This is a genomic window from Apibacter adventoris (genome assembly GCF_002964975.1).
GTDB lineage: Bacteria > Bacteroidota > Bacteroidia > Flavobacteriales > Weeksellaceae > Apibacter > Apibacter adventoris.
On record NZ_PSZM01000046.1, the window covers coordinates 91143 to 111879 of the forward strand.

General features: G+C 30.5%; 16 protein-coding genes. 2 read left to right on the forward strand and 14 right to left on the reverse strand.

Features of this window, described 5'->3' with window-relative positions; all coding sequences use genetic code 11:
* Together C4S77_RS10885 and C4S77_RS10890 are read left to right on the forward strand one after the other, a co-directional pair.
* The gene (locus C4S77_RS10885; protein WP_105247571.1) at window positions 1-2979 is read left to right on the forward strand and encodes a tetratricopeptide repeat protein; all 2979 of its coding nucleotides are present in this window, start codon (window positions 1-3) and stop codon (window positions 2977-2979) included.
* 26 nt (window positions 2980-3005) lie between these two features.
* The gene (locus tag C4S77_RS10890) at window positions 3006-4760 is read left to right on the forward strand and encodes a TonB-dependent receptor (protein ID WP_105191808.1); all 1755 of its coding nucleotides are present in this window, start codon (window positions 3006-3008) and stop codon (window positions 4758-4760) included.
* Between the two features lie 141 nt (window positions 4761-4901).
* Here C4S77_RS10890 and C4S77_RS10895 read toward each other — a convergent pair whose 3' ends face one another.
* Genes C4S77_RS10895 through mraZ form a run of 14 tightly spaced genes read right to left on the reverse strand, consistent with a single transcriptional unit; the run spans window position 4902 to window position 20690 of the window.
* Window positions 4902-5348, reverse strand: a complete 447-nt coding sequence (locus C4S77_RS10895; protein ID WP_105191806.1) for a GatB/YqeY domain-containing protein — start codon at window positions 5346-5348, stop codon at window positions 4902-4904.
* A gap of 18 nt (window positions 5349-5366) precedes the next feature.
* On the reverse strand, window positions 5367-7205 hold the full coding sequence (gene ftsZ, locus C4S77_RS10900) for a cell division protein FtsZ (RefSeq protein WP_105247572.1): 1839 nt from the start codon (window positions 7203-7205) through the stop codon (window positions 5367-5369).
* Window positions 7206-7217: 12 nt separating this feature from the next.
* Window positions 7218-8582 (reverse strand): cell division protein FtsA, encoded by a 1365-nt coding sequence (gene ftsA / locus C4S77_RS10905; protein ID WP_105247573.1) that lies wholly within the window; start codon window positions 8580-8582, stop codon window positions 7218-7220.
* A 2-nt stretch (window positions 8583-8584) separates the two neighbouring features.
* Window positions 8585-9253, reverse strand: a complete 669-nt coding sequence (locus C4S77_RS10910) for a cell division protein FtsQ/DivIB (RefSeq protein ID WP_146106109.1) — start codon at window positions 9251-9253, stop codon at window positions 8585-8587.
* Window positions 9254-9296: 43 nt separating this feature from the next.
* Entirely contained in the window at window positions 9297-10658 is a 1362-nt protein-coding gene (gene murC / locus C4S77_RS10915; RefSeq protein ID WP_105247575.1) for a UDP-N-acetylmuramate--L-alanine ligase, read from the reverse strand.
* Between the two features lie 7 nt (window positions 10659-10665).
* Window positions 10666-11772 carry an undecaprenyldiphospho-muramoylpentapeptide beta-N-acetylglucosaminyltransferase gene (gene murG / locus C4S77_RS10920; protein WP_105247576.1) on the reverse strand — a complete coding sequence of 369 codons (1107 nt, stop codon included), beginning with the start codon at window positions 11770-11772 and terminating at the stop codon, window positions 10666-10668.
* Window positions 11759-12952, reverse strand: coding sequence for an FtsW/RodA/SpoVE family cell cycle protein (locus C4S77_RS10925; protein ID WP_105247577.1), 1194 nt, complete (start codon window positions 12950-12952; stop codon window positions 11759-11761). The genes murG and C4S77_RS10925 overlap by 14 nt, the downstream gene beginning before the upstream one ends.
* Window positions 12953-12967: 15 nt before the next feature.
* Complete coding sequence (gene murD / locus C4S77_RS10930) at window positions 12968-14305, reverse strand: UDP-N-acetylmuramoyl-L-alanine--D-glutamate ligase (RefSeq protein WP_105247578.1); 1338 nt, start codon at window positions 14303-14305, stop codon at window positions 12968-12970.
* A 4-nt stretch (window positions 14306-14309) separates the two neighbouring features.
* Window positions 14310-15533: a phospho-N-acetylmuramoyl-pentapeptide-transferase gene (mraY, locus tag C4S77_RS10935; protein ID WP_105247579.1), complete on the reverse strand. Its 1224-nt coding sequence runs from the start codon at window positions 15531-15533 to the stop codon at window positions 14310-14312.
* A 1-nt stretch (window position 15534) separates the two neighbouring features.
* Entirely contained in the window at window positions 15535-16995 is a 1461-nt protein-coding gene (locus tag C4S77_RS10940; protein WP_105247580.1) for a UDP-N-acetylmuramoyl-L-alanyl-D-glutamate--2,6-diaminopimelate ligase, read from the reverse strand.
* Window positions 16992-18956 (reverse strand): penicillin-binding protein, encoded by a 1965-nt coding sequence (locus tag C4S77_RS10945; RefSeq protein ID WP_105247581.1) that lies wholly within the window; start codon window positions 18954-18956, stop codon window positions 16992-16994. Before C4S77_RS10945 ends, C4S77_RS10940 begins: the two co-directional genes overlap by 4 nt.
* Window positions 18949-19293, reverse strand: a complete 345-nt coding sequence (locus C4S77_RS10950) for an FtsL-like putative cell division protein (protein ID WP_105247582.1) — start codon at window positions 19291-19293, stop codon at window positions 18949-18951. The genes C4S77_RS10945 and C4S77_RS10950 overlap by 8 nt, the downstream gene beginning before the upstream one ends.
* The gene (gene rsmH, locus C4S77_RS10955) at window positions 19277-20191 is read right to left on the reverse strand and encodes a 16S rRNA (cytosine(1402)-N(4))-methyltransferase RsmH (RefSeq protein WP_105247583.1); all 915 of its coding nucleotides are present in this window, start codon (window positions 20189-20191) and stop codon (window positions 19277-19279) included. The genes C4S77_RS10950 and rsmH overlap by 17 nt, the downstream gene beginning before the upstream one ends.
* Window positions 20178-20690: a division/cell wall cluster transcriptional repressor MraZ gene (gene mraZ / locus C4S77_RS10960; RefSeq protein ID WP_260209895.1), complete on the reverse strand. Its 513-nt coding sequence runs from the start codon at window positions 20688-20690 to the stop codon at window positions 20178-20180. Before mraZ ends, rsmH begins: the two co-directional genes overlap by 14 nt.
* Window positions 20691-20737 lie beyond the last annotated feature (47 nt).

Below are 20737 nucleotides of genomic sequence, written 5' to 3' on the forward strand. Positions count from 1 at the left end.
ATGTATAAAAATATTAAATGGACTATAATTCCAGTATTAGGAGTTAATTTATTAGTAAATGCTCAATTATCAGAAATATATTATGATAAAAATTATCAGATTAATACTGCAAAAGATCTGTATAATCAGGAAGCATATAGAGGAACCCAATATATAGTAAATGATCTGATTAATTTTAACCATTTAGAGTCGTATCAACAGGAAATTGCCAGCTTTTATGATGCGTTAATAGGGCTTATATTGCAAGATGAAGGTGCAGAAAATAATTATAATGCTTTTGTGGTAAAGTATCCGCAGAGTGCTATGGTCGAAAGTTCACATTTACAATTAGGGAATTATTATTTATCCCGTCAATATTATGATGTAGCAGAAGAAGAACTTTCACAAGTAAATATTGAAAAATTACCTAGTGGCAAAAGAGCAGATCAATATATAAAGTTAGGATATGCTCAATTTATGATGCAGGATTTTGAAAATGCGGAAAAAAGTTTACAAAAGGGTAGGACAACGGGGAAATATAAAAAACAGATTACTTATTTATTAGGGCATATAGCTTATGCAAAAGGAGAGTGTGCAGAAGCTAAAGAAAAGTTTTCATCATTGGCAGAGGATCCTGAATTTACAGAAAAAGTAAGGCCCTATTTAGTACAAATTTATTTTAATGATGGAGAATATGATTTAGCTATTAGTAATGGAAAATCTTTGTTAAAGCAAAATAAACATCCAGAAATTGCATTGGAAATCTCGAAAATTATAGGTGAAAGTGAATTTAGAAAACAAAATTATACAGAAGCAGAGCCTTATCTTAAAACTTATATACAAAAAGCACAAGATCCGACATTAGCAGATTATTATCAAATGGGTTATGTACTGTATCAAGAAAATAAGTATGAAGGAGCAGTAAACTATTTTAATAAAATAATTGTCGGAGATATTTCTCCTATTTCTCAAAATGCCTATTATCAATTAGGAAATTCGTATTTAAAAATCGGAAAGAAAAAAGAAGCTTTAACAGCTTTTAAAGCTGCTTCTGAAATGGATTTTGATAAAACCATTCAGGAGAATGCGTATTTAAATTATGCAAAACTAAGTTATGATGTAGGAAATCCTTATACTTCCGCATCTCGCGTATTGAATGAATATTTGAAGACATATCCACATTCTGAATATAAACAAGAAATAAGGGAATTATTAATAAAGTCCTATATTAATTCAGGGAATTTTGCAGAAGCCTCTCAATTATTGGATCAAATACCCGATAAATCTCCTCAGTTACTTATTAAAGAACAAGAGGTTTCTTATGCCTATGGAGTTCAGTTATATAATCAGGGAGAAATAGAAGCAGCTTCCCATCAATTTGAAAAAGCAAAAAAACTTAAAAATAATTCACAATATTATCTTCGTTCTCTTTACTGGAATGCAGATTGTCAATATCTATTAGGAAATTATCAGGTAGCAATAGAGAATCTGAATTCTTTACAGAAGTCGGGAGGCAATATTCCCGAGTCACAACAAATACCTTATCAAAAAGGATATGCATATTTAAAATTGAAAAAATTTACAGAAGCCGGACAGTCTTTTGAAGAATATCTAAAAAATCCTAAATCAAGGTATAAATCAGATGCGGAATTGCGTTTAGCCGATGCCTATTTAGGAAGTAATAATTTAGATCGTGCTGTGGATTTTTATAATAAAGTAGCTTCCTTACAAGATCAGGATGGAGAATATTCGCAATATCAAAAAGCTTTAGTTTATGGTCTTAAAAATGATCAAAAAAATAAAATTATAGAATTAGAAAAATTTGTAAAAAAATATCCCCAAAGCGAAAATATTGTAAATGCTTACTTTGAATTAGGATTAGCTTATGCCGAAACGGAAAATTACACTAAGTCTGATTTGAATTTTCAGAAAGTAATAGATACATCTAAAAATAATGATATGGTTGCAAGATCATATCTTAGTAAAGCAGATAATTCTTACAGTCAAAAAGAATATCAGCGAGCGATCAATGAGTATGGGTACATAGCTGACCAATACCCTCAAACCGACTATGCTTTACAGGCAGTGAATGGAGCCAAATCTGCTTTTATAGAAGGCGGGAGAGTTAAAGAATATGAAATATGGGCCAAAAAGAAAGGATATAGCATTAATAGTTCAGATGCAGAGGAATTAGCGTTTTTAGCTGCAGAAAAAGATTATTTAGAAAAAAAATATACATCAGCAGCACAGGAATTTAAATTGTTTTTGAGTAACTATGCTCACACAAACAGACAAACAACAACAAAGTATTATTTAGGAGATAGTTATTTCCAGCTTAAACAATATGATCAGGCGATAGAAGTTTTAAAACCTGTAGCCAGTTCACCCAACGAATATCAAGAAGATGCCTTATATCGTTTATCGAAAATTTACTTAAAACAAGAAAAAGAAAATGATGCACGTTTGGCTTTAGAAGCTTTATATAAAATAACTTCCAACGAAGGATATAAATCTTTTGTAGAATTAGAGCTAATGTATATCTATTCTGAGGAAAAAGAGTATTCCAAAGCAAATGATATGGCCATAAAGGTTCTTGCAAATTCAAAAAATCCCGAAAACGTAAAAGAGCAAGCATCTTTAATAAAAGCTCGGGGATTATATTTTTCTGGCAAATTAAAAGAAGCCAGAAATATGTTTGCAAATTTGGAAAAGTCAACCCACAACTCCGTAAAAGCTGAAGCACTTTATTATAATGCTCTCTTTAAAAGTAAAGATAAAAAATATGATGCAAGTAATACCGTAATATATACTTTGACCTCCCAATATTCTGACCAACAGTACTGGGGAGCCAAAGCCTTACTTATTATGAGTGATAATTATTATAATTTAAAAGATAATTATCAGGCAAGCTATATCTTAGAACAGATAATAGCTAATTATAAAGAATATCCTGATTTGGTTTCAGAAGCACAAAATTCATTAAGTAAAATAAAAAAATAAATGAATTTAATATAGATTTTAATCCTATGAACACTCAAAATAAAATATATTTTTTAACTTTTCTTTTAATTATTTCTACACAAGGATATGCTCAATTACATGAAGAAGTACTAAATGTTGGGAAAAAGAAAAATCCTGAAGTCAATGTGAAAAATATTCAGAAAATAAAAAATAATCCGGAAAGATACCCTCCTATTTCAGAACAACCATCTTTAGATAAAAAAGAGGATACCTTAACTTATTCTATTATTAATATTCCTGCAGTTTCAGATTTTCAAACCACTCAACTTCCTCCACAGCCTTTGAACTCAGATTTTAATGAATCCTATAAAGATAATTATTTAAAAATGGGTTATGGAAACCGAAATACACTATTAGCAGATGCCTATTATAATTATCCTATAGAAAATAATAGAGTGGGAATTAAGTTTTCTGCACTCTCCACAGACGGACCTAAAAATCAATATGATTGGAAAACAGCTTCTTCCCATATTAACACAGAAGCATTTTATTTATTAAAATTAAAAACAGGGAAGTTACATTTAGCAGGAAATTATACTTATAACGGATCTAATTATTATGGAATTAATGCTCCGGAAATATTTGCTACACCAGGAATGAAACTTAAACAAAATACAAATCAATTGTCTTTTAAATCAGATTATGATTTGTATTCTAATAATTATTTGGACAAGGCTTCCTTACAGGCAGGATATTGGTGGGATAAGTTTGATTCTAAGGAATCCTTTGTTGATATAAAAGCTCAATTAGCAAAAAGTAATGAAAATGCTTCTTTGTTAATTGGTGGATTAAATTTTGCAGTCGAAGCAGATGTTTTATTTAATTACACAGATACTCAATTTGGATTAGCCACAAAAAATAAATACTCATACATTACAGCAGGATTTTCTCCGGTTTTAAAAATATCAAGTCAGGGGTCTTACTTCCAAATTGGAGCTAATATGATTTATAATGGAGAACTAAAAAATAATAATAGCAAATTCTTTTTTCACCCCAAAGCAGAATTTTTATTTCATGCAGCAAAAGAAATTAGTGTATTTGCCGGTTTAAATGGTGGATTAAAACTTCATAATATGGCAGAGTTATCAGTGGAAAATCCTTATTTATTATCAAATCAGGTTTTAAAGCCAACTAATACTTTATATAAAATTTATGCAGGAATGAAAGGCGATGTAGGCGAAGGTTTTAAATATGAAGCAGAAGCTTCTTTCACCAAAGTTGAAGATTTTTGGGTTTATATGAAAAATTCAGTTGATTTAGTACAATCTTCGGAGTCTCTTACTTCTTATAACCGATCAAATACTTTTAATGTAGCATATGATGACGGTAATATTTTTACTATAAAAGGTTCCTTACAATATTTTTATAATGGAGATCTTAATTTAGGCATAGAAGGGGAATATAATCATTATGATTTAGATAAACTAAAAGAAGCTTATCATTTACCAAATTTTAAAATAGGTTTAGACGGAAACTATAAAGCAATAGATGATAAACTTAGATTAAGTGCTAAACTATTTTTTACAGGAGAAAGAAAAAGTAATTATTTATATTATGATCCGCAAACACTATCAGTTAATGAAGGAATTGCAAAATTAGATAGCTATTTTGATTTAAATCTTTCAGCATCTTATCAATTATTAAATAATCTCTCCCTATATGTAAACGGGAACAACTTATTTGGTAAACACTATGAAAGATTTCAAGGATATAAAGTTTTAGGAACTCAGATTTTGGGTGGCTTTATATTTAAGTTTTAGATATTTCCTATTATTTCCCTAATTAAACAATTTCAGAAATCATCTCAATTAATATTTTAATAAAAAAAATAAAAAAGTAAAAAAAGACTATTGATATTCAATAGTCTTTTTTAGTAAAATGTTTTTATTTAAAAGGTAAATTTAAGAAAGTAATTTTTTAACATTTTCAGATATAACTTTACCCTCTGCCTTACCTTGTAATTTTTTAGTAGCAATTCCCATTACTTTTCCGAGGTCTTTAATGTCTTTAGCTCCAGTTTCTTCTATAATTTTTTTAAGTTCAGATATTAATTCATCAGTGGTAAGTTGTTGTGGGAGGAATTGTTCTATAACTTTTGATTGGGCTAATTCATTTTGAGCAAGTTCTTCCCGGTTGTTAGCTTTAAATTGTTCATAGGCTTCCTTTCTTTGTTTAACAAGCCTCTGTAATAAAGCTATTTCTTGCTCTTCAGCTATTTGATCAGTTTTACCATCTGTTTTAAGTAATAGTAATTGTGATTTTATAGCCCTGAGAGATTCCAAAGCTACTTTATCTTTATTTTTCATGGCAACCTTTATGGCGTCCATTATTTTATTTTCTAAGTTCATATTTATTTTTTGTTTTTCCTAATCTACATTATCATGAAAAAAATTATTGGGACGAATTTGAATTTCGTTTGATTTTTTATTGAAATATACATTAGATTCATTATCTGCATTTTTTTTCTCATCCAAATCTACCCCTTGTCTTAAATAAGCAGGTATTTTTTCTACTTCGTCTACATTTTGTTTAGAGAGGTTCTGGAATTTACTATTCAATTTTTTAAGTCTTTCCCGTCTTTCTTTTATTTTCTTTTCCATTAAATCATTCAATGCTTCTATATTCTCTTCATTTATTTCAGAAGTAGTAATATTAATATCCTGAGGGGTTGTATTTTTTTCATATTTAAAAATATCTTCTTCTGAGGAAACGGAATTTTTTTCTGTAGAAGAGTTTTCATCTGTAACCGTTACTTTTTGAGTAAAATTATCTATTTCATCTAAATTAAAAATAGAAGTTTGGTTTACTGCAATTTCTTTTTCTGATTTTATTTCTTCTTGTAAAGAATCTTCCTTAGAAACAAATGATTTTGCGTGATTTTCTGTTTCTTGATTAATTCTATCTTTTTTAATTAAAGTAATTTCTTCATCCAATTCTATTTTAGATGTGTTTTGTTCTGGTTTATTGGATATTCCATAAGATATAATTTCTTCTTCCTCTTCTAAAGTTATTATTTTTTGAGGAGCTATGGGTTGGGAATGAAATTCTTTTTTATCTTCCGTTTCGGGTTGTAAGGTAAAAGAAGTTATTTGTGGTTCTTCTTTATCTTCTTCCCTAGTAATAGTAGATGCAGTTTTTCCTCCTATATTCATTATATTAGGAAAAACAGGTTCATCACTTAAGGTATGGATAATTTTTTCTTTCTCTTTACCACTATTTCTTTCATCGTCTATAGGGAATCCTGTGGCAATGACCGTTACACTTATATTTTCCCCTAAATTTTCATCTTCTCCAATTCCCATAATAATATTAGTATTATTACCAGATTCGGATTGAATATGATCATTGATTATACCTATTTCATCCACTGTAATTTCATCATCACCGGAAACAATTAATAAGAGTACGTTTTTAGCTCCGGAAATTTTATTATCATTAAGCAATGGAGAATCTAAAGCAGCCATAATAGCATCTTGAGCTTTGTTAGGTCCTGAAGCTATGGAAGAGCCCATTATGGCTGTTCCACTATCAGCAAGAACTGTTCGTGCATCTCTTAGGTCAATGTTAATGGAATAATTTTTTGTAATTACTTCTGCTATTCCTTTAGCAGCAGTACTTAGCACTTCATTAGATTTTGAAAATCCAGATTTGTATCCTAAATTTCCATATAGTTCCCTTAATTTATCATTTTTTACAACGATCAGAGAATCAACATTTCTTCGAATTTTTTCTAATCCTTTTTCAGCTTGTTCTAGGCGAGATTTACCTTCAAAAGAAAAAGGAATAGTTACAATACCTACGGTTAATATACCCATTTCTTTCGCTATTCCGGCTATTATTGGAGCAGCTCCTGTACCAGTTCCACCTCCCATTCCGGCAGTTATAAATACCATTTTGGTATCTTCTCCTAAAGCACTTTTTATATCGTCTATACTTTCAAGGGCGGCTTGTTCTCCTATTTCCGGATTTGCCCCTGCTCCTAATCCCTCTGTAATCGTGGTTCCTAGTTGTATTTTGTTAGGGATTGGATTATTTACTAAGGCTTGAGCATCCGTATTACAAATAATAAAATCAACTCCGGTAATTCCTTGATCATACATATAGCCCACAGCATTATTACCTCCTCCACCTACGCCAATGACTTTTATGGCAGAGGGTCTGTTTTTAGGTAATTCAAAAAATAATTTATTGTTAGTATTATCCATCGTTTTTAGATTTTATTCAGTATCGTTAATGTATTTTATAAATTTTTCTTGAAAGGTTGAAAAAATTGACTTTTTCTTTTCTTTATTAGGTTTTGATGCAACCTTTTCTTCTTTTTTTATCTTTGTCACTTTTTTGTTAGATTCTTGAATTACAGATTGTTGAGGGGTTTCTTCATTAGTAGGAATGATTTTTTCCTTTTTTTCAGGTTCTATTTGGAGATTGTCGAGACCGGTCATTAATAGTCCAATTGCAGTAGCATATTCAGGACTTGCCAATTCTCCAGGCTGACCACTAGCTAGGTGTTCATTGCAATACCCAATGCGTACATCCATACCTGTAGTATATTCTGTAAGTTGTCTAAGATGTTTTAATTTTGCTCCACCACCGGTCATTACAATTCCGGCAATAAGTTTCTTTTTTTGTTCTTCACAACCATAGTTTCGTAATTCTAGATACGCTAATGAAATAATTTCTTCAATTCTGGCATGAATAATTTGAGAAAGCTTTTTTACTGTAATTTCTTTAGGATCTCTGCCATGTAATCCGGGAATGCTTATAACCTCAATTTCTTTGTTTTCAGAAGGCCATGCAGAGCCATATTTTACTTTTAGAATTTCTGCCTGTCTTTCAATAATAGAACATCCGGTTTTAATGTCATCTGTAATTACGTTTCCTCCAAATGGAATTACAGCAGTATGGCGAATGATGTTGTCTTTAAATATTGCTATATCTGTAGTACCCCCTCCTATATCAATAAGGGCTACACCAGCTTCTTTTTCTTCTTGGCTCAGAACGGCATCAGAAGAAGCAAGGGGCTCTAAGGTAATTCCAATTAAGTTAAGACCAGCTTCTTTTACACACCTTGCAATATTTCTAATAAGAGATATTTGACCTACCACCACATGGAAGTTTGCTTCCAGTCTACTTCCATGAAATCCTCTGGGTTCAATAATTTCTGTTTGTGAGTCTACTTTATATTCTTGAGGAAGAACATGAATAATCTCTTCACCAGGAAGCATAACCAGTTTATGTACTTGCTCTTTTAAACGCTCTAAATCGGTATCATCAATGACATCTTCAAAATTAGGGCGAGAAATATAATCACTATGTTGTAGGCTACGTATATGTTGTCCGGCAATTCCTACCGTAACATCTTTTATTTTATAATTGGCTGCTTTTTCAGCTTCAGCAACAGCTTTTTTTATAGAGTCTATGGTTTGGGTTATATTATTTACCACACCTCGGTGAACGCCTAAACTTTTCGCTCTCCCCATACCCAATATCTCCAATTTCCCGTGTTCATTTCGTTGACCAACAATAGCTACAATTTTAGTTGTACCTATATCGAGACCTACTGCGATTTTATTATTGTTCATAATTATCTTTTTGTTGCAACTATTTGATTTTCATATTTTAAACTTATTTTTTTATAAGCATCAAAACCTATGAAATCTAAATATTGTTTATAAAATTCTTTAAGATTGGTAAGTTTCTGACGATTATTTTCAATTTCTCCATATTCAATATAGGTACCTTCTATATTGAGAAGGAAGTTATAAGAATTTCCTTTATCTTTTTCTATGCCTATAATGTGATTTTTTAACAAATTATCAACAGAAATTAATTCACATAATTTTGCTATATCTTTGTATTCATTTTTATGTATATCTCCTCCAACTAACATACAGGGGAAAGAAAAATCTAAAGACAAAGGAAATTTATTTCCTTTGTTGTCCAGATAAAATTCTTCTTTTGGAGTTTTTATTCTTGCTATGGGAATTCTTTGTGATATAGTTACATTTATTTCGCCATTTAAATTTATATAGACGTTGCTTTTAGATATAAAAGGGTTGGAATGTAATATTTCTTCTGTTTTTATAATATTTATATCCTCTATTTTTTCTGCTTTTATTCCATTTTTAGAGGATTGATTTATTACATTAATTACTTTTTTATCTGTAATAAAATGAATTTTATCTGAATTTTCTATATATATATCCATTTTATCAATAGGTCTGTTATTATGCCTTTTAATGGCAAAATTCATTAAAAAACCTAATAAAAAAATTAATAATGATATTTTTAAAAATCTATACTTCAGCTTCATGTAACCACTCTATTAAAGGTTCGTATAATGTATCTATATTTCCAGCACCTACAGTTAGTAGAATGTCAAATTTTTTTGATTTTATCAATTTCAATGCTTTATCCAGTGAAGTAACATTCTTGTTAGGATTAGGTATTTTTTGAGCTAACCATTCGGAAGTGATACCCTCTATTTGTAATTCACGAGCTGGATAGATATCCAATAAAATCAGTTCATCGGTTTTGTTTAAACTCCGGGCAAAATCCTCTGCAAAATCCCGAGTTCTTGTATATAAATGTGGTTGAAACACAGTTAATAATTTCTTTTCAGGATAAAGATCTCTTACAGCATTAATAGCAGCGTTGAGTTCAGTAGGATGATGTGCATAATCATCTATATATACTTTTCCATTTGTAAAAGAATGCTTAGTAAATCTTCTTTTTACACCATTAAAAGAAGCAAGAGCCCGACGTAAAATCTCTGGATCAATTCCTATTTTCAGTCCTATACTTAATGCTGCTACTGCATTTTCTACATTATGTTTTCCTGGTAGATGCAAGGTTAAATGTTTTATAGATATTTCTGGTGTAATCAGATCAAATTCGACTGTATCTTTTACGACTTGTATATTTTTTGCATAATAATCTGCTTTTTCATAAGCGGAATATGTATAATGTTTGGCTTTTATCGTTATTCCTTTCTTTACCAATAGAAATCCTGTTTCAGGTACTAAATTTGCAAATTCATTAAAGGAATTTAATACATGTTTAGTGTCTCCGTAAATATCTAAATGGTCAGCATCTGTAGAGGTAATTACAGCCATGTCCGGATATAAAGATAAGAAAGAACGGTCGAATTCATCTGCTTCAACTACTGATATTTGATTTCCATTATAGATAAAATTAGTATTATAATTTACGGAAATTCCACCTAAGAAAGCAGTTGCCGGTAAATTTGCATATTTGCATAAATATCCAAGTAGTGTGCTTGTGGTAGTTTTTCCATGAGTTCCAGCAATTGCAAGACATTGTGTGGTTTGGGTAATTAATCCTAAAACCTTTGATCTTTTTAAAAGCTGATATCCTGATTTTTGAAAATATTTTTTTATATTGGAGTCTTTAGGTATAGCCGGCGTATAAATTACTAAAGTATTATCAGGATTTAGATTTGTTGGAATCTCAGATATTTCATCTTTATAGGTAATTACTATTTTTTCTTCAGTTAATTTTTGGGTAAGTTGAGTAGAGGTTTTGTCGTAACCATATATTTGAGCTCCTGAAAATTTAAAATAACGGGCTAGGGCACTCATACCGATTCCACCGATTCCTATAAAATAATAATATGTATAAGAATGAATATCTTTCATTTATTACTTAATTTAATTTTAGTTTTTTTATAATATGATTTACTATATCCTGTGTAGCATTAGGTTTTGCTAATTTTATAATGTTTTCTTTCAATGTTTTACGTAATTCTTCGTCCTGAATCAGTTTTGAGAGTTCAGGAAGTAACTTGCTGGAAACCTCAGTATCTTTTACCATTAAAGCAGACTTGTTATTTACCAATTGCTGTGCATTTTTGGTTTGATGATCCTCAGCAGCATAAGGAAATGGAATGAGCACAGTAGGTTTACCTGCTACACATAGTTCCGATATAGCTATTGCTCCGGCCCTTGATATAATAATATCTGAAGCTGTATAAGCTGTAGCCATGTCTTTTATAAATTCTGAAATGTATATGTCAGGATTTTTACTAATATCGTTATTTATAAGCTCTTGATAATCTAATTTTCCTGTTTGCCAAATTAATTGAATGTTTTGTGAATTTATAATGTTTTGAGCGTTTTGTGTCCAAAAATTGTTTATAGTTCGAGAGCCTAAAGATCCTCCGACGGAAAGAATGATAAGTTTTGAGGGATCTAATCCTAATTCTTTTTTTGCCTCTTCTTGAGAAATGATTTTTTCAAATAATGATTTCCTTACAGGATTTCCGGTATTATAAATTTTTTCTTTAGGGAAAAATTTTTCCATTCCTTCATAAGCAACATAAATTTCTTCGGCTTTATGACAAAGTTTTTTGTTTGTAATTCCGGGAAATGAATTTTGTTCTTGTATAAAGGTTGGTATGCCCATTTTAGAAGCTGCATAGAGAGCTGGCCCAGAGGCAAATCCACCAGTGCCTATAACTGCATCAGGCCTAAATTGTGAAATTAATTTTTTGGATTTTTTTAAACTGGAAATTAATTTAAATGGAAATTTCAGATTGGATAAGATGGATGATCTTGAAATTCCTGATATCCAAAGACCTTCAATTTTATAACCAGATTGAGGAACTTTTTCCATTTCCATTTTATCTTTTGCACCGATAAATAAAAATTCAGCATTAGGAAAACGAGATTTTAATTCATCTGCAATAGCTATAGCCGGAAAAATGTGACCCCCTGTGCCACCACCACTAATTATAAATTTAGGCGATTTCATAATTTGTTTTATCTTTTATATTGTTTTCATTATGAGGTAAATCTTTGGGTTTTATATCTCTGCTTACACTAATGATGATTCCTAATGCCATATAAGTTACCCACATAGAAGTACCTCCATAGCTAAGTATCGGTAATGGTTGACCTGTTACCGGAATTAGGTTTACAGCTACAGCCATATTGGAAAATGCCTGAAATATTATCGGTAATCCTACTCCTACTACTAAAAGAGTACCAAATACACTTTCTATTCTTGTGGCTATAACTATAATTCTCCACAATATGAGTAGATATAAGAAAAAACAAATAGCTACTCCTGCATATCCGTATTCTTCTACAATTATTGCAAATATAAAGTCAGAGGAAGATTGAGGTAAAGATTGTTTAAAGGCACTTTTACCGGGACCTCTCGGAATAATTCCTCCTTGTATGATGGCTGCTTTAGCTTGCTGTACCTGATAGCTTTCATTTTTATCATTTCCAAAAAAATTTTCTATCCTGCTTTTCCAGGTATATACACGGTTGCTAGGGAATAATTCAGGATATTTAAGGATTATTGTAATAAAGATTGCAACTATTAAAATTCCCGTACCAACTATACCTAAAATTATTTTTATGGGATATCCGCCAATAAATAATAAAGCTAAAACCATTAAAAATATTATAATTGCCGTAGAACCGTTTGCAGGAAAAATAAGTCCGACGACAAGAAAAATTGGTAATAAAACGGGTAAAAAACTATTATTGAGTGTTATAATTTTATTTTTGTTTCTGTCTAAATAACGGGCAACATAGATCATTAAGATTAAAGAAGCAAATACTGAGGTCTGGAATGCAAAGGGAACACCAGGTAATTTTAGCCATCTTGCAGCATTTGCTCCATCTATATTTTGACCTTGTATAAGGGTAAGAATTAAAAGAAATATAACCAATGGGAGTAAAAGTTTTGAGAATCCACCAATATATTTATAATCTATTTTTTGAAATATAAATACAATGCCTAATCCTATGATAATAAAACCGGCATGTTTAGCGAAATGACCTAATACAGACCCTTGTCCCACTACATACTGCAGGTTGGAGCTTGCAGAATATACTGGTAGGAAAGAGGCTAATGAAATTAGGAATATAGAGGCCCAAAGTGTAGCATCTCCTTTAAAGTATTCTTTTAATTTTCGCATTTACCGTTATGTAATTTATAATTTTCTTACTTCTTCTTTAAATTGTATTCCACGATCTTCATAATTTTTAAATAGATCAAAGCTTGCGCATGCAGGAGATAGAAGTACAGTATCTCCTTTTTTTCCATAAAGGTATGACGCATTTACAGCATCTTTCATAGAATGGGTCTCTGCAATGTTAGGGATTATATCTTGAAAAGTGTTTATAATTTTTTCATTGTCCAAGCCTAAACATACAATGGCTTTTACTTTTTGTTTTACAAAAGGTATTAATTCCGAGTAATCATTGCCTTTGTCTGTTCCTCCTACAATCCAAATTACTGGTGACTTCATACTCTCTAAAGCATAGTAAACTGAATTTACATTTGTCGCTTTACTGTCATTTATAAAATTGATTCCATTTATTTTTAAGACGAATTCTAAACGATGTTCTACAGCTTCAAAATCTGCAAGGCTTTGTTTAATAAATTCATTTTTTATTTTAGATATTTTTCCTGCAATTCCAGCAGCCATTGAATTGGCTACATTATGTTTCCCTATTAAAGCTAAATCTTCAATTTTCATTTTTAAAGCGTCTTCTGTGTTTGTTGTTATGTATATGTTTTTTTGGTCACTATAGGCACCTTTTTCTACTTTTTCTTTAAGGGAAAAGGGTAATAAGTGTGCTTTTGTATGGTTGTTTTGTAACCATTTTTGAGTTATTTCATCGTCTAAGTTGTATATAAAGTAATCCTTTTCATCCTGATTCTTTGTGATTTTGAATTTTGAATTTATATAATTTTGATAATTATAATCATATTGATCCAAATGATCAGGGCTTAAATTAAGAACCATCGCGATATGAGGTTTAAAATTCTGTATGTTGTCTAGTTGAAAACTACTTATTTCGAGTATGTAATATTCATAATTTTCTTCTGCAACCTGCCAGGCAAAACTTTTTCCTATATTCCCAGCCAGTCCTACATTAAATCCTGCTTTTTTAAAAATTTCATAAGTAAGTGAAGTTGTAGTGGTTTTTCCATTAGACCCTGTAATTGCTATTAAAATAGATGAAGTATATCGTGAAGCAAATTCTATTTCTGAGGATATAGTTATTCCTTTTTCCTGAATTTTTTTTATGATTGGAGCTTTTTTGGGAATTCCAGGACTTTTGATTATCCAATCTGCATTCAAGATTTTTTCATCCGTATGTTGTTGCTCTTCAAAAAGAATTTTTTTATCGAGTAATATATCTTTATATTCTTTTTTTATGATTCCTTTGTCTGAAAGAAAGACATCAAAATTTTGTTTTTTTCCTAATATGGCAGCTCCTATTCCACTCTCTCCGCCTCCTAATATGACTAATCTTTTCATGTGCTTATCTTATTTTAAGGGTGATTATACAAAATAGGGCTAACATAATTCCAATAATCCAGAAACGTGTTACAATTTTGCTTTCATGATAACCTAATTTTTGAAAATGATGGTGTAGGGGAGACATTAAGAATATTCTTCGTCCTTCTCCGTATTTTTTCTTTGTATATTTAAAGTAAGAAACTTGTACAATTACAGAAAGGTTCTCAACTAAGAATATACCACAAAGAACCGGAATTAATAGTTCTTTTCTTAAAACAATTGCAAGTACGGCTATAACACCTCCTATAGTCAAACTTCCTGTATCTCCCATAAATACTTGTGCAGGATATGTATTATACCATAAAAAACCTATTAAAGCTCCGGCAAAGGCTGCTGAGAATATAACTATTTCTCCGGAATTAGGTATGTACATTAAATTCAGATAATCTGCCATCATAATATTTCCCGATACGTAAGCAAAAAGAGCCAGGGTGGCCACTATAATTACAGAACTTCCAGCTGCAAGACCATCTATGCCGTCTGTGAGATTTGCACCGTTTGATACAGCTGTAACTATGGTAATTACGATAGGAATTAAGACAATCCATACTAAGTCTTGAGATTTTTTTTCATCTACCCCGAACCATTCAAGTATTTTGCCATAATCAAATTGGTTGTTTTTGAAGAAAGGAATAGTAGTTTTAAAAGATTTTTCATTGGGATAAAAATCTTTGCTATATTCTATATTATGAATTCCTTCTATTTTTTCTTTGATGACAATATCTTTATTCAGATATAGGGTAACTCCAACAAATATTCCTAGTCCTATTTGCCCTAATACTTTAAATTTACCTTTTAATCCATCTTTATTGTTTTTGTGTATTTTTAAATAATCATCTAAAAAACCTATTATACCCATCCAAAGGGTGGATATTATTAGTATAATTATATATATATTATCTAACTTGCAGAATAGAAAGATGGGAACTAATGTTGCTAAAATGATGATAACCCCTCCCATGGTTGGGGTGCCTTCTTTTTCCTTTTGTCCGGAAAGTCCCAATTCTCTTACAGTTTCTCCGAGTTGTTTTTTCCTCAAAATATTTATTATCATTTTTCCTATAATGAGAGAAATGAATAATGAGGTGAATATAGCGGCTAATGCTCTAAAAGTTATATATTTATATAGTCCACTTCCAGGTATGTAAAAATGTTCATTTAAATATTCAAATAAGTAATACAGCATATTAATTTATATTTTTTAATAATTCTTGGGCTATAGTCATATCATCAAATGGAAATTTTTCACCATTAATTTCCTGATAGTTTTCATGTCCTTTTCCTGCGATTAGGATTATATCTTTGGTTTTAGCTATTTTAATAGCGGTTTTAATTGCTTGTTTTCTGTCAGTTATTGAAATATATTTATTAGTATTTTGAGCTTGTACTCCTGCTTCTATTTCTTTAATTATTTCATCTGGAACTTCATCTCTAGGGTTGTCAGAAGTAATGATAGTAAAATCAGACAGTTGGGTAGCAATATTTCCCATTTCAGGTCTTTTACTTTTGTCTCTATGGCCACCACATCCAAATATTGTAATAAGTTGCTCGTTACGTGTTCTGGTTTGATTGATTGCTTCTATAATATTTTTTAAGGCATCTGGTGTATGGGCATAATCAACAATTATATAAATATTTTGCTTTGAAATATAAGTTTCAAATCTTCCTTTTACTCTTTGGAGTTTGCTTATTGCTGTAAGTGCTTCTATTGAAGAAAAGCCTAATTCTATAGCAATAGTATATGCTAATAGTTCATTATAAGCATTAAATTTCCCGGATAAAGATGTCCAAAACTCATTTCCGTTAAATTGTAAAAGCATTCCATCTAATCTGTTTTCAATTATTTTTCCTTTGAAATCAGAATTAGATTTTAATGAGTAGGTAATTTTTTTTGCTTTTGTGTTTTGTAACATTACCCATCCATTTTTATCATCTATATTTGTAATTGCTATTGCATTTTTTGGCAATTCATCAAAAAACTTTTTTTTAGCAGCTATATAATTTGCAAAGGTTTTATGGTAATCTAAATGGTCATGTGTAATGTTGGTAAAAGCTCCTATTTTAAAATTTAGTCCAGCAAGTCTGTTTTGGTGAATTCCATGAGAACTTACTTCCATAAATGCGTATTTACAATTATTTTCTACAGCTAAGGCTAATATTTTATTAATAGTAATAGGGTCTGGAGTGGTATGATTACTGTTTAATGTTTGGTTCGCAATTTTGTTTTCTATGGTTGAGAGTAATGCACATTTAAAACCCAATTGTGTAAAAAGATTGTATAATAGGGTAGTAGTTGTGGTTTTTCCATTGGTGCCCGTTATTCCAATTAATTCTATTTTTTCAGATGGATTTTCATAAAAATTTGAAGCAGTAATACCTAGTGCTATAGAAGTATTTGAAACTTTTATATACGTAATGTTTTCTTTAATTTCTGAAGGAATATCTTCACAAATTATTACAGTTGCTCCATTTTCTATAGCTGTAGATATATACTTATGTCCATCTAAATCATAGCCTTTAATAGCAAAAAAGATATCTTTGTGCTCTATTTTTCGTGAATCAAAAGAAATGTTATTAACTGAGGTTTTTACATTCCCGATCACTTTTTCAATAGCTACTTTATATAATAAATCTGAAAGTATTTTCATGCTCTGAGTTTTAAATATATTGTCATACCTTTTTTTATAGGATGCCCGATAATTGATTGTTGTATCACTTTTCCTTCTCCTGTATATACTACTTTGAGCCCTAGATTTTCCAGAGCAGGGATTGCATCTCTTCCATAATAACCTACTACATTAGGAACAAAATGAGTTGATGTGTCAAAATTGGGTTTTAGACTTGAAGTAATTAATTTTTTTATATTATATGATTCTTTATTTTCTTCTTCTTTAGGTAAGTTTAGTGGCTTTTTGAGGTAAACTTTTCCAGCAATTTCTTTGAAAACAGGAGCGGCTACTTGAGATCCATAATAACCATTTCGGGGTTTGTTTATTACTACAATACATGAATACTCCGGATTATTTACAGGGAAAAATCCACAAAAAGAAGCTTGATATAATCTACCTTTACCTTTATTCCAATATTCTACCTGTGCAGTGCCCGTTTTTCCTGCCATAGATAAATTAGGTGTATAAATACTTCGGGAAGTACCCATTTCAACTGCATAGGCAAGCATTTGTTTTAAGTTAGTGATAGCTTTATCTGAAGCCATTTTTTTGTTTAAAACAATAGGTGTAAATTTTTGGGTTATGACTCCTTTTCTCTCAATTTTTTCTAATAATTGAGGCTTCATAAGTTTGCCCCCATTAGCTACCCCATTATAAAAAGTTAATATTTGTAGTGGAGTTAATTTTACTCCATAACCAAAAGACATCCATGGTAAAGATATTGGGCTCCAGGTTTTATCATATTTTGGTATGTAAGGAGAGCTTTCTCCAGGAATGTCTATTCCTGTTTTTTTATTAATGCCCCAATTATTTATTTTATTAATAAAATCAGAAGGGTTTTTAGAATAATATTTTTCCACAACTTTGGAAATACCTACATTACTAGACTGAGATAATACCTGAGATAAAGTAATTACTCCATGTCCGTGGTCATCCTTAACAGTGAAATTTCTATAATTCCATGAGCCATTTCCGATATTAACAGTGGTTTCTGGTTCTACATATCCATCATCTAAAAGGGCTAACATTGAAATAGATTTGAAAGTGGAACCAGGTTCTGAGGCTTCCCATACAGCAAAATTTCTCAAGTCATCATAAGTACCGTTTTTAGTTCGTTGTAGATTAGTTAAAGCAACAATTTTCCCTGATTTTACATCCATCACAATTGCACATCCATGATCGGCTTCTGATTTTTCTAATTGATCTTGTAATGCAGAATAGGCTATATCCTGAATTCGCATATCAATTGTAGTATATACATTATCACCGTCTTGGGGTTCAATTTCTATATTTATAGGCTTCCATTGTTTTTGATTAATCCGTTGTTGAATTTCTTTACCGTTTTTTCCTTTTAAATAAGCAGAAAAAGCTCCTTCTAAACCGGATTTACCTCTAGAATCATCAAATCCTAAGGTTCTGCTTCCAAATCCTGAAATAGTTTTTATCCTCTCTGTTCTTCTTTCAACGATAAAACCTCCTTTATTTTGACCTTTATTAAGTATAGGAAATTTTTTAAGCCTTGCAAATTGTTCGTAATCAAGTCCTTTAGCTAAAACCATATACTGATTTTTTTTTGCTCTTTCATGATTTAATTTTTCATAAAAGTATTTACTTGGTTTACCAAACATTCTCTCTAAAGAATCACATAATGATATAATTGAGTCTAGATACAATTCTTTACGAATTGTTTTCATATCCATATATATATCATATTTTGTAATAGTAGTAGCCAATAAAATTCCATCAGAAGCATATAAGTTTCCCCTGGCGGCCGGAACTTCAATATTTCTAAAATTTGTTGTTTGGGCTAAATTTTTATATTTTTCAGTATCATGCGTTTGTATATATATTAAACGTCCAAAGACGGAAACGGCAAATAAGAGAATAAATGCAGAAACCAGATAGGTGCGGGCTAATATATTTTTACGCTCGTTATTCATCTTTTACTTTGGGAACAAGTATTTTATAAGGTTGCTTTTCTAATGCTAAAAGAGAATCTGAAATTACCATGTTTTCTAATTCAGATTCAACTTTTAATTTCATGAGTTTACTGTGTACTAGAGCAAAGCGAGCTTTATATTCTTCTGCTTTTTCTTTTAGTTCTGAAATTTTTACTACTTTTTCATCTACTTTATGTGAAGAAGAAATAGATATAAGTGCAAGAACCACAATAAATAGTATAAATTTCCAACTGGAGAAGGCACCACCTTCTATCAGAAATTTACCTTTGAGTATGTCCGATATATTTCTAGTTTTTGATTTAATTCTTTTTGCCATCTCTTTTTATTGCAATTCTCATTTTTGCACTACGCGCCCTCGGGTTTTCTCTAATCTCATCATCATCTGGTATAATAGGTTTAGAGGAAACTAAATCAAAAGGTTTATTCCAATTTCCATATAAATCTCTTTCTGGTTCACCATTGAAAAGTCCGGTTTTTATAAATTTTTTAACTATTCGGTCTTCCAAAGAATGATAAGCTATAAATACTAAAACCCCTCCAGGTTTTAAGATTTCATAGCTTTGTAAAAGTAAATCTTTCAAAGCTTTTATTTCATCGTTAACTTCTATTCTTAGCGCTTGAAATAATTGTGCAAAAAATTTATTTTGTTTATGTTCTGGAATATTTTTTTTAAATATTTCTTTTAATTGATTTGTAGTGGAAATGATACTTTTTTTTCTTTCAATAATAATTTCTTTCGCTATTTTTCTAGCTTGGGGAAGTTCTCCATACAAATAAAATAATTCTGATAATTGTTCTTCAGAATATTCATTGACAATTTCTTTAGCTGAAAAATACTGTTGTGTATTCATTCTCATATCTAAAGGTCCTTCAAAACGAGTAGAAAAACCTCTTTCTGCCTTATCAAATTGATGAGAAGATACCCCTAAATCAGCCAATACTCCATCTATAGAAGTGATGCTATGAAAACGTAAGGAATTTTTTAAATATCTGAAATTTTGATTTATAAAAGTAAATCTAGGATCATTAATTAAATTATCTTGAGAATCTGCGTCTTGGTCAAAAGCATATAGGCGTCCTTTTGACTCTAATTTTTTTAAAATCAGATTAGAATGTCCACCCCCACCAAAAGTGCAATCCACATATATGCCCTTGGGATTTAAGACTAAATGGTCAATGCTTTGTTGTAATAAAACAGAATTATGGTAGCTCATCTTCAGACATATTACCCATTACATCCTCTGCTAAATTTGCAAAGTCTTCATCATTAACATCTACAGCTTTTTCATAAAGCTCTTTGTCCCAAATTTCTATTATATTTACAGATGCTACAACTACCATGTTTTTATTTAGCTTAGCAAATTGAATCAAGTCTTTACTAATTTGTAATCTTCCGCTATTGTCTATGTCTACATTTTTTAATCCCGCAGTGAATTGTCTTATAAAATCATTATTTTTCTTTACAAAACGATTCAGTGAATTAATTTTTTTCATTATTTGGTTCCACTCACACATGGGGTGTAATTCCAAACAAGGTTGAAAAACGGATCTTTTAAGAACAAAACCATCTTGCAATAAGCTATCTAGTTGTTTTTTAATACCTGAAGGTAACAACATTCTCCCTTTTGCATCCAGGGTACACTCATATGTTCCTATTAAATTCACTTTTAAATTAGTTTTCAAAAGTAAAAAATAATTTCCACTTTTATCCACTTTTTCCCACTTTTGTTAATAAGTTATTGGGGTTTTTAAATATTTTT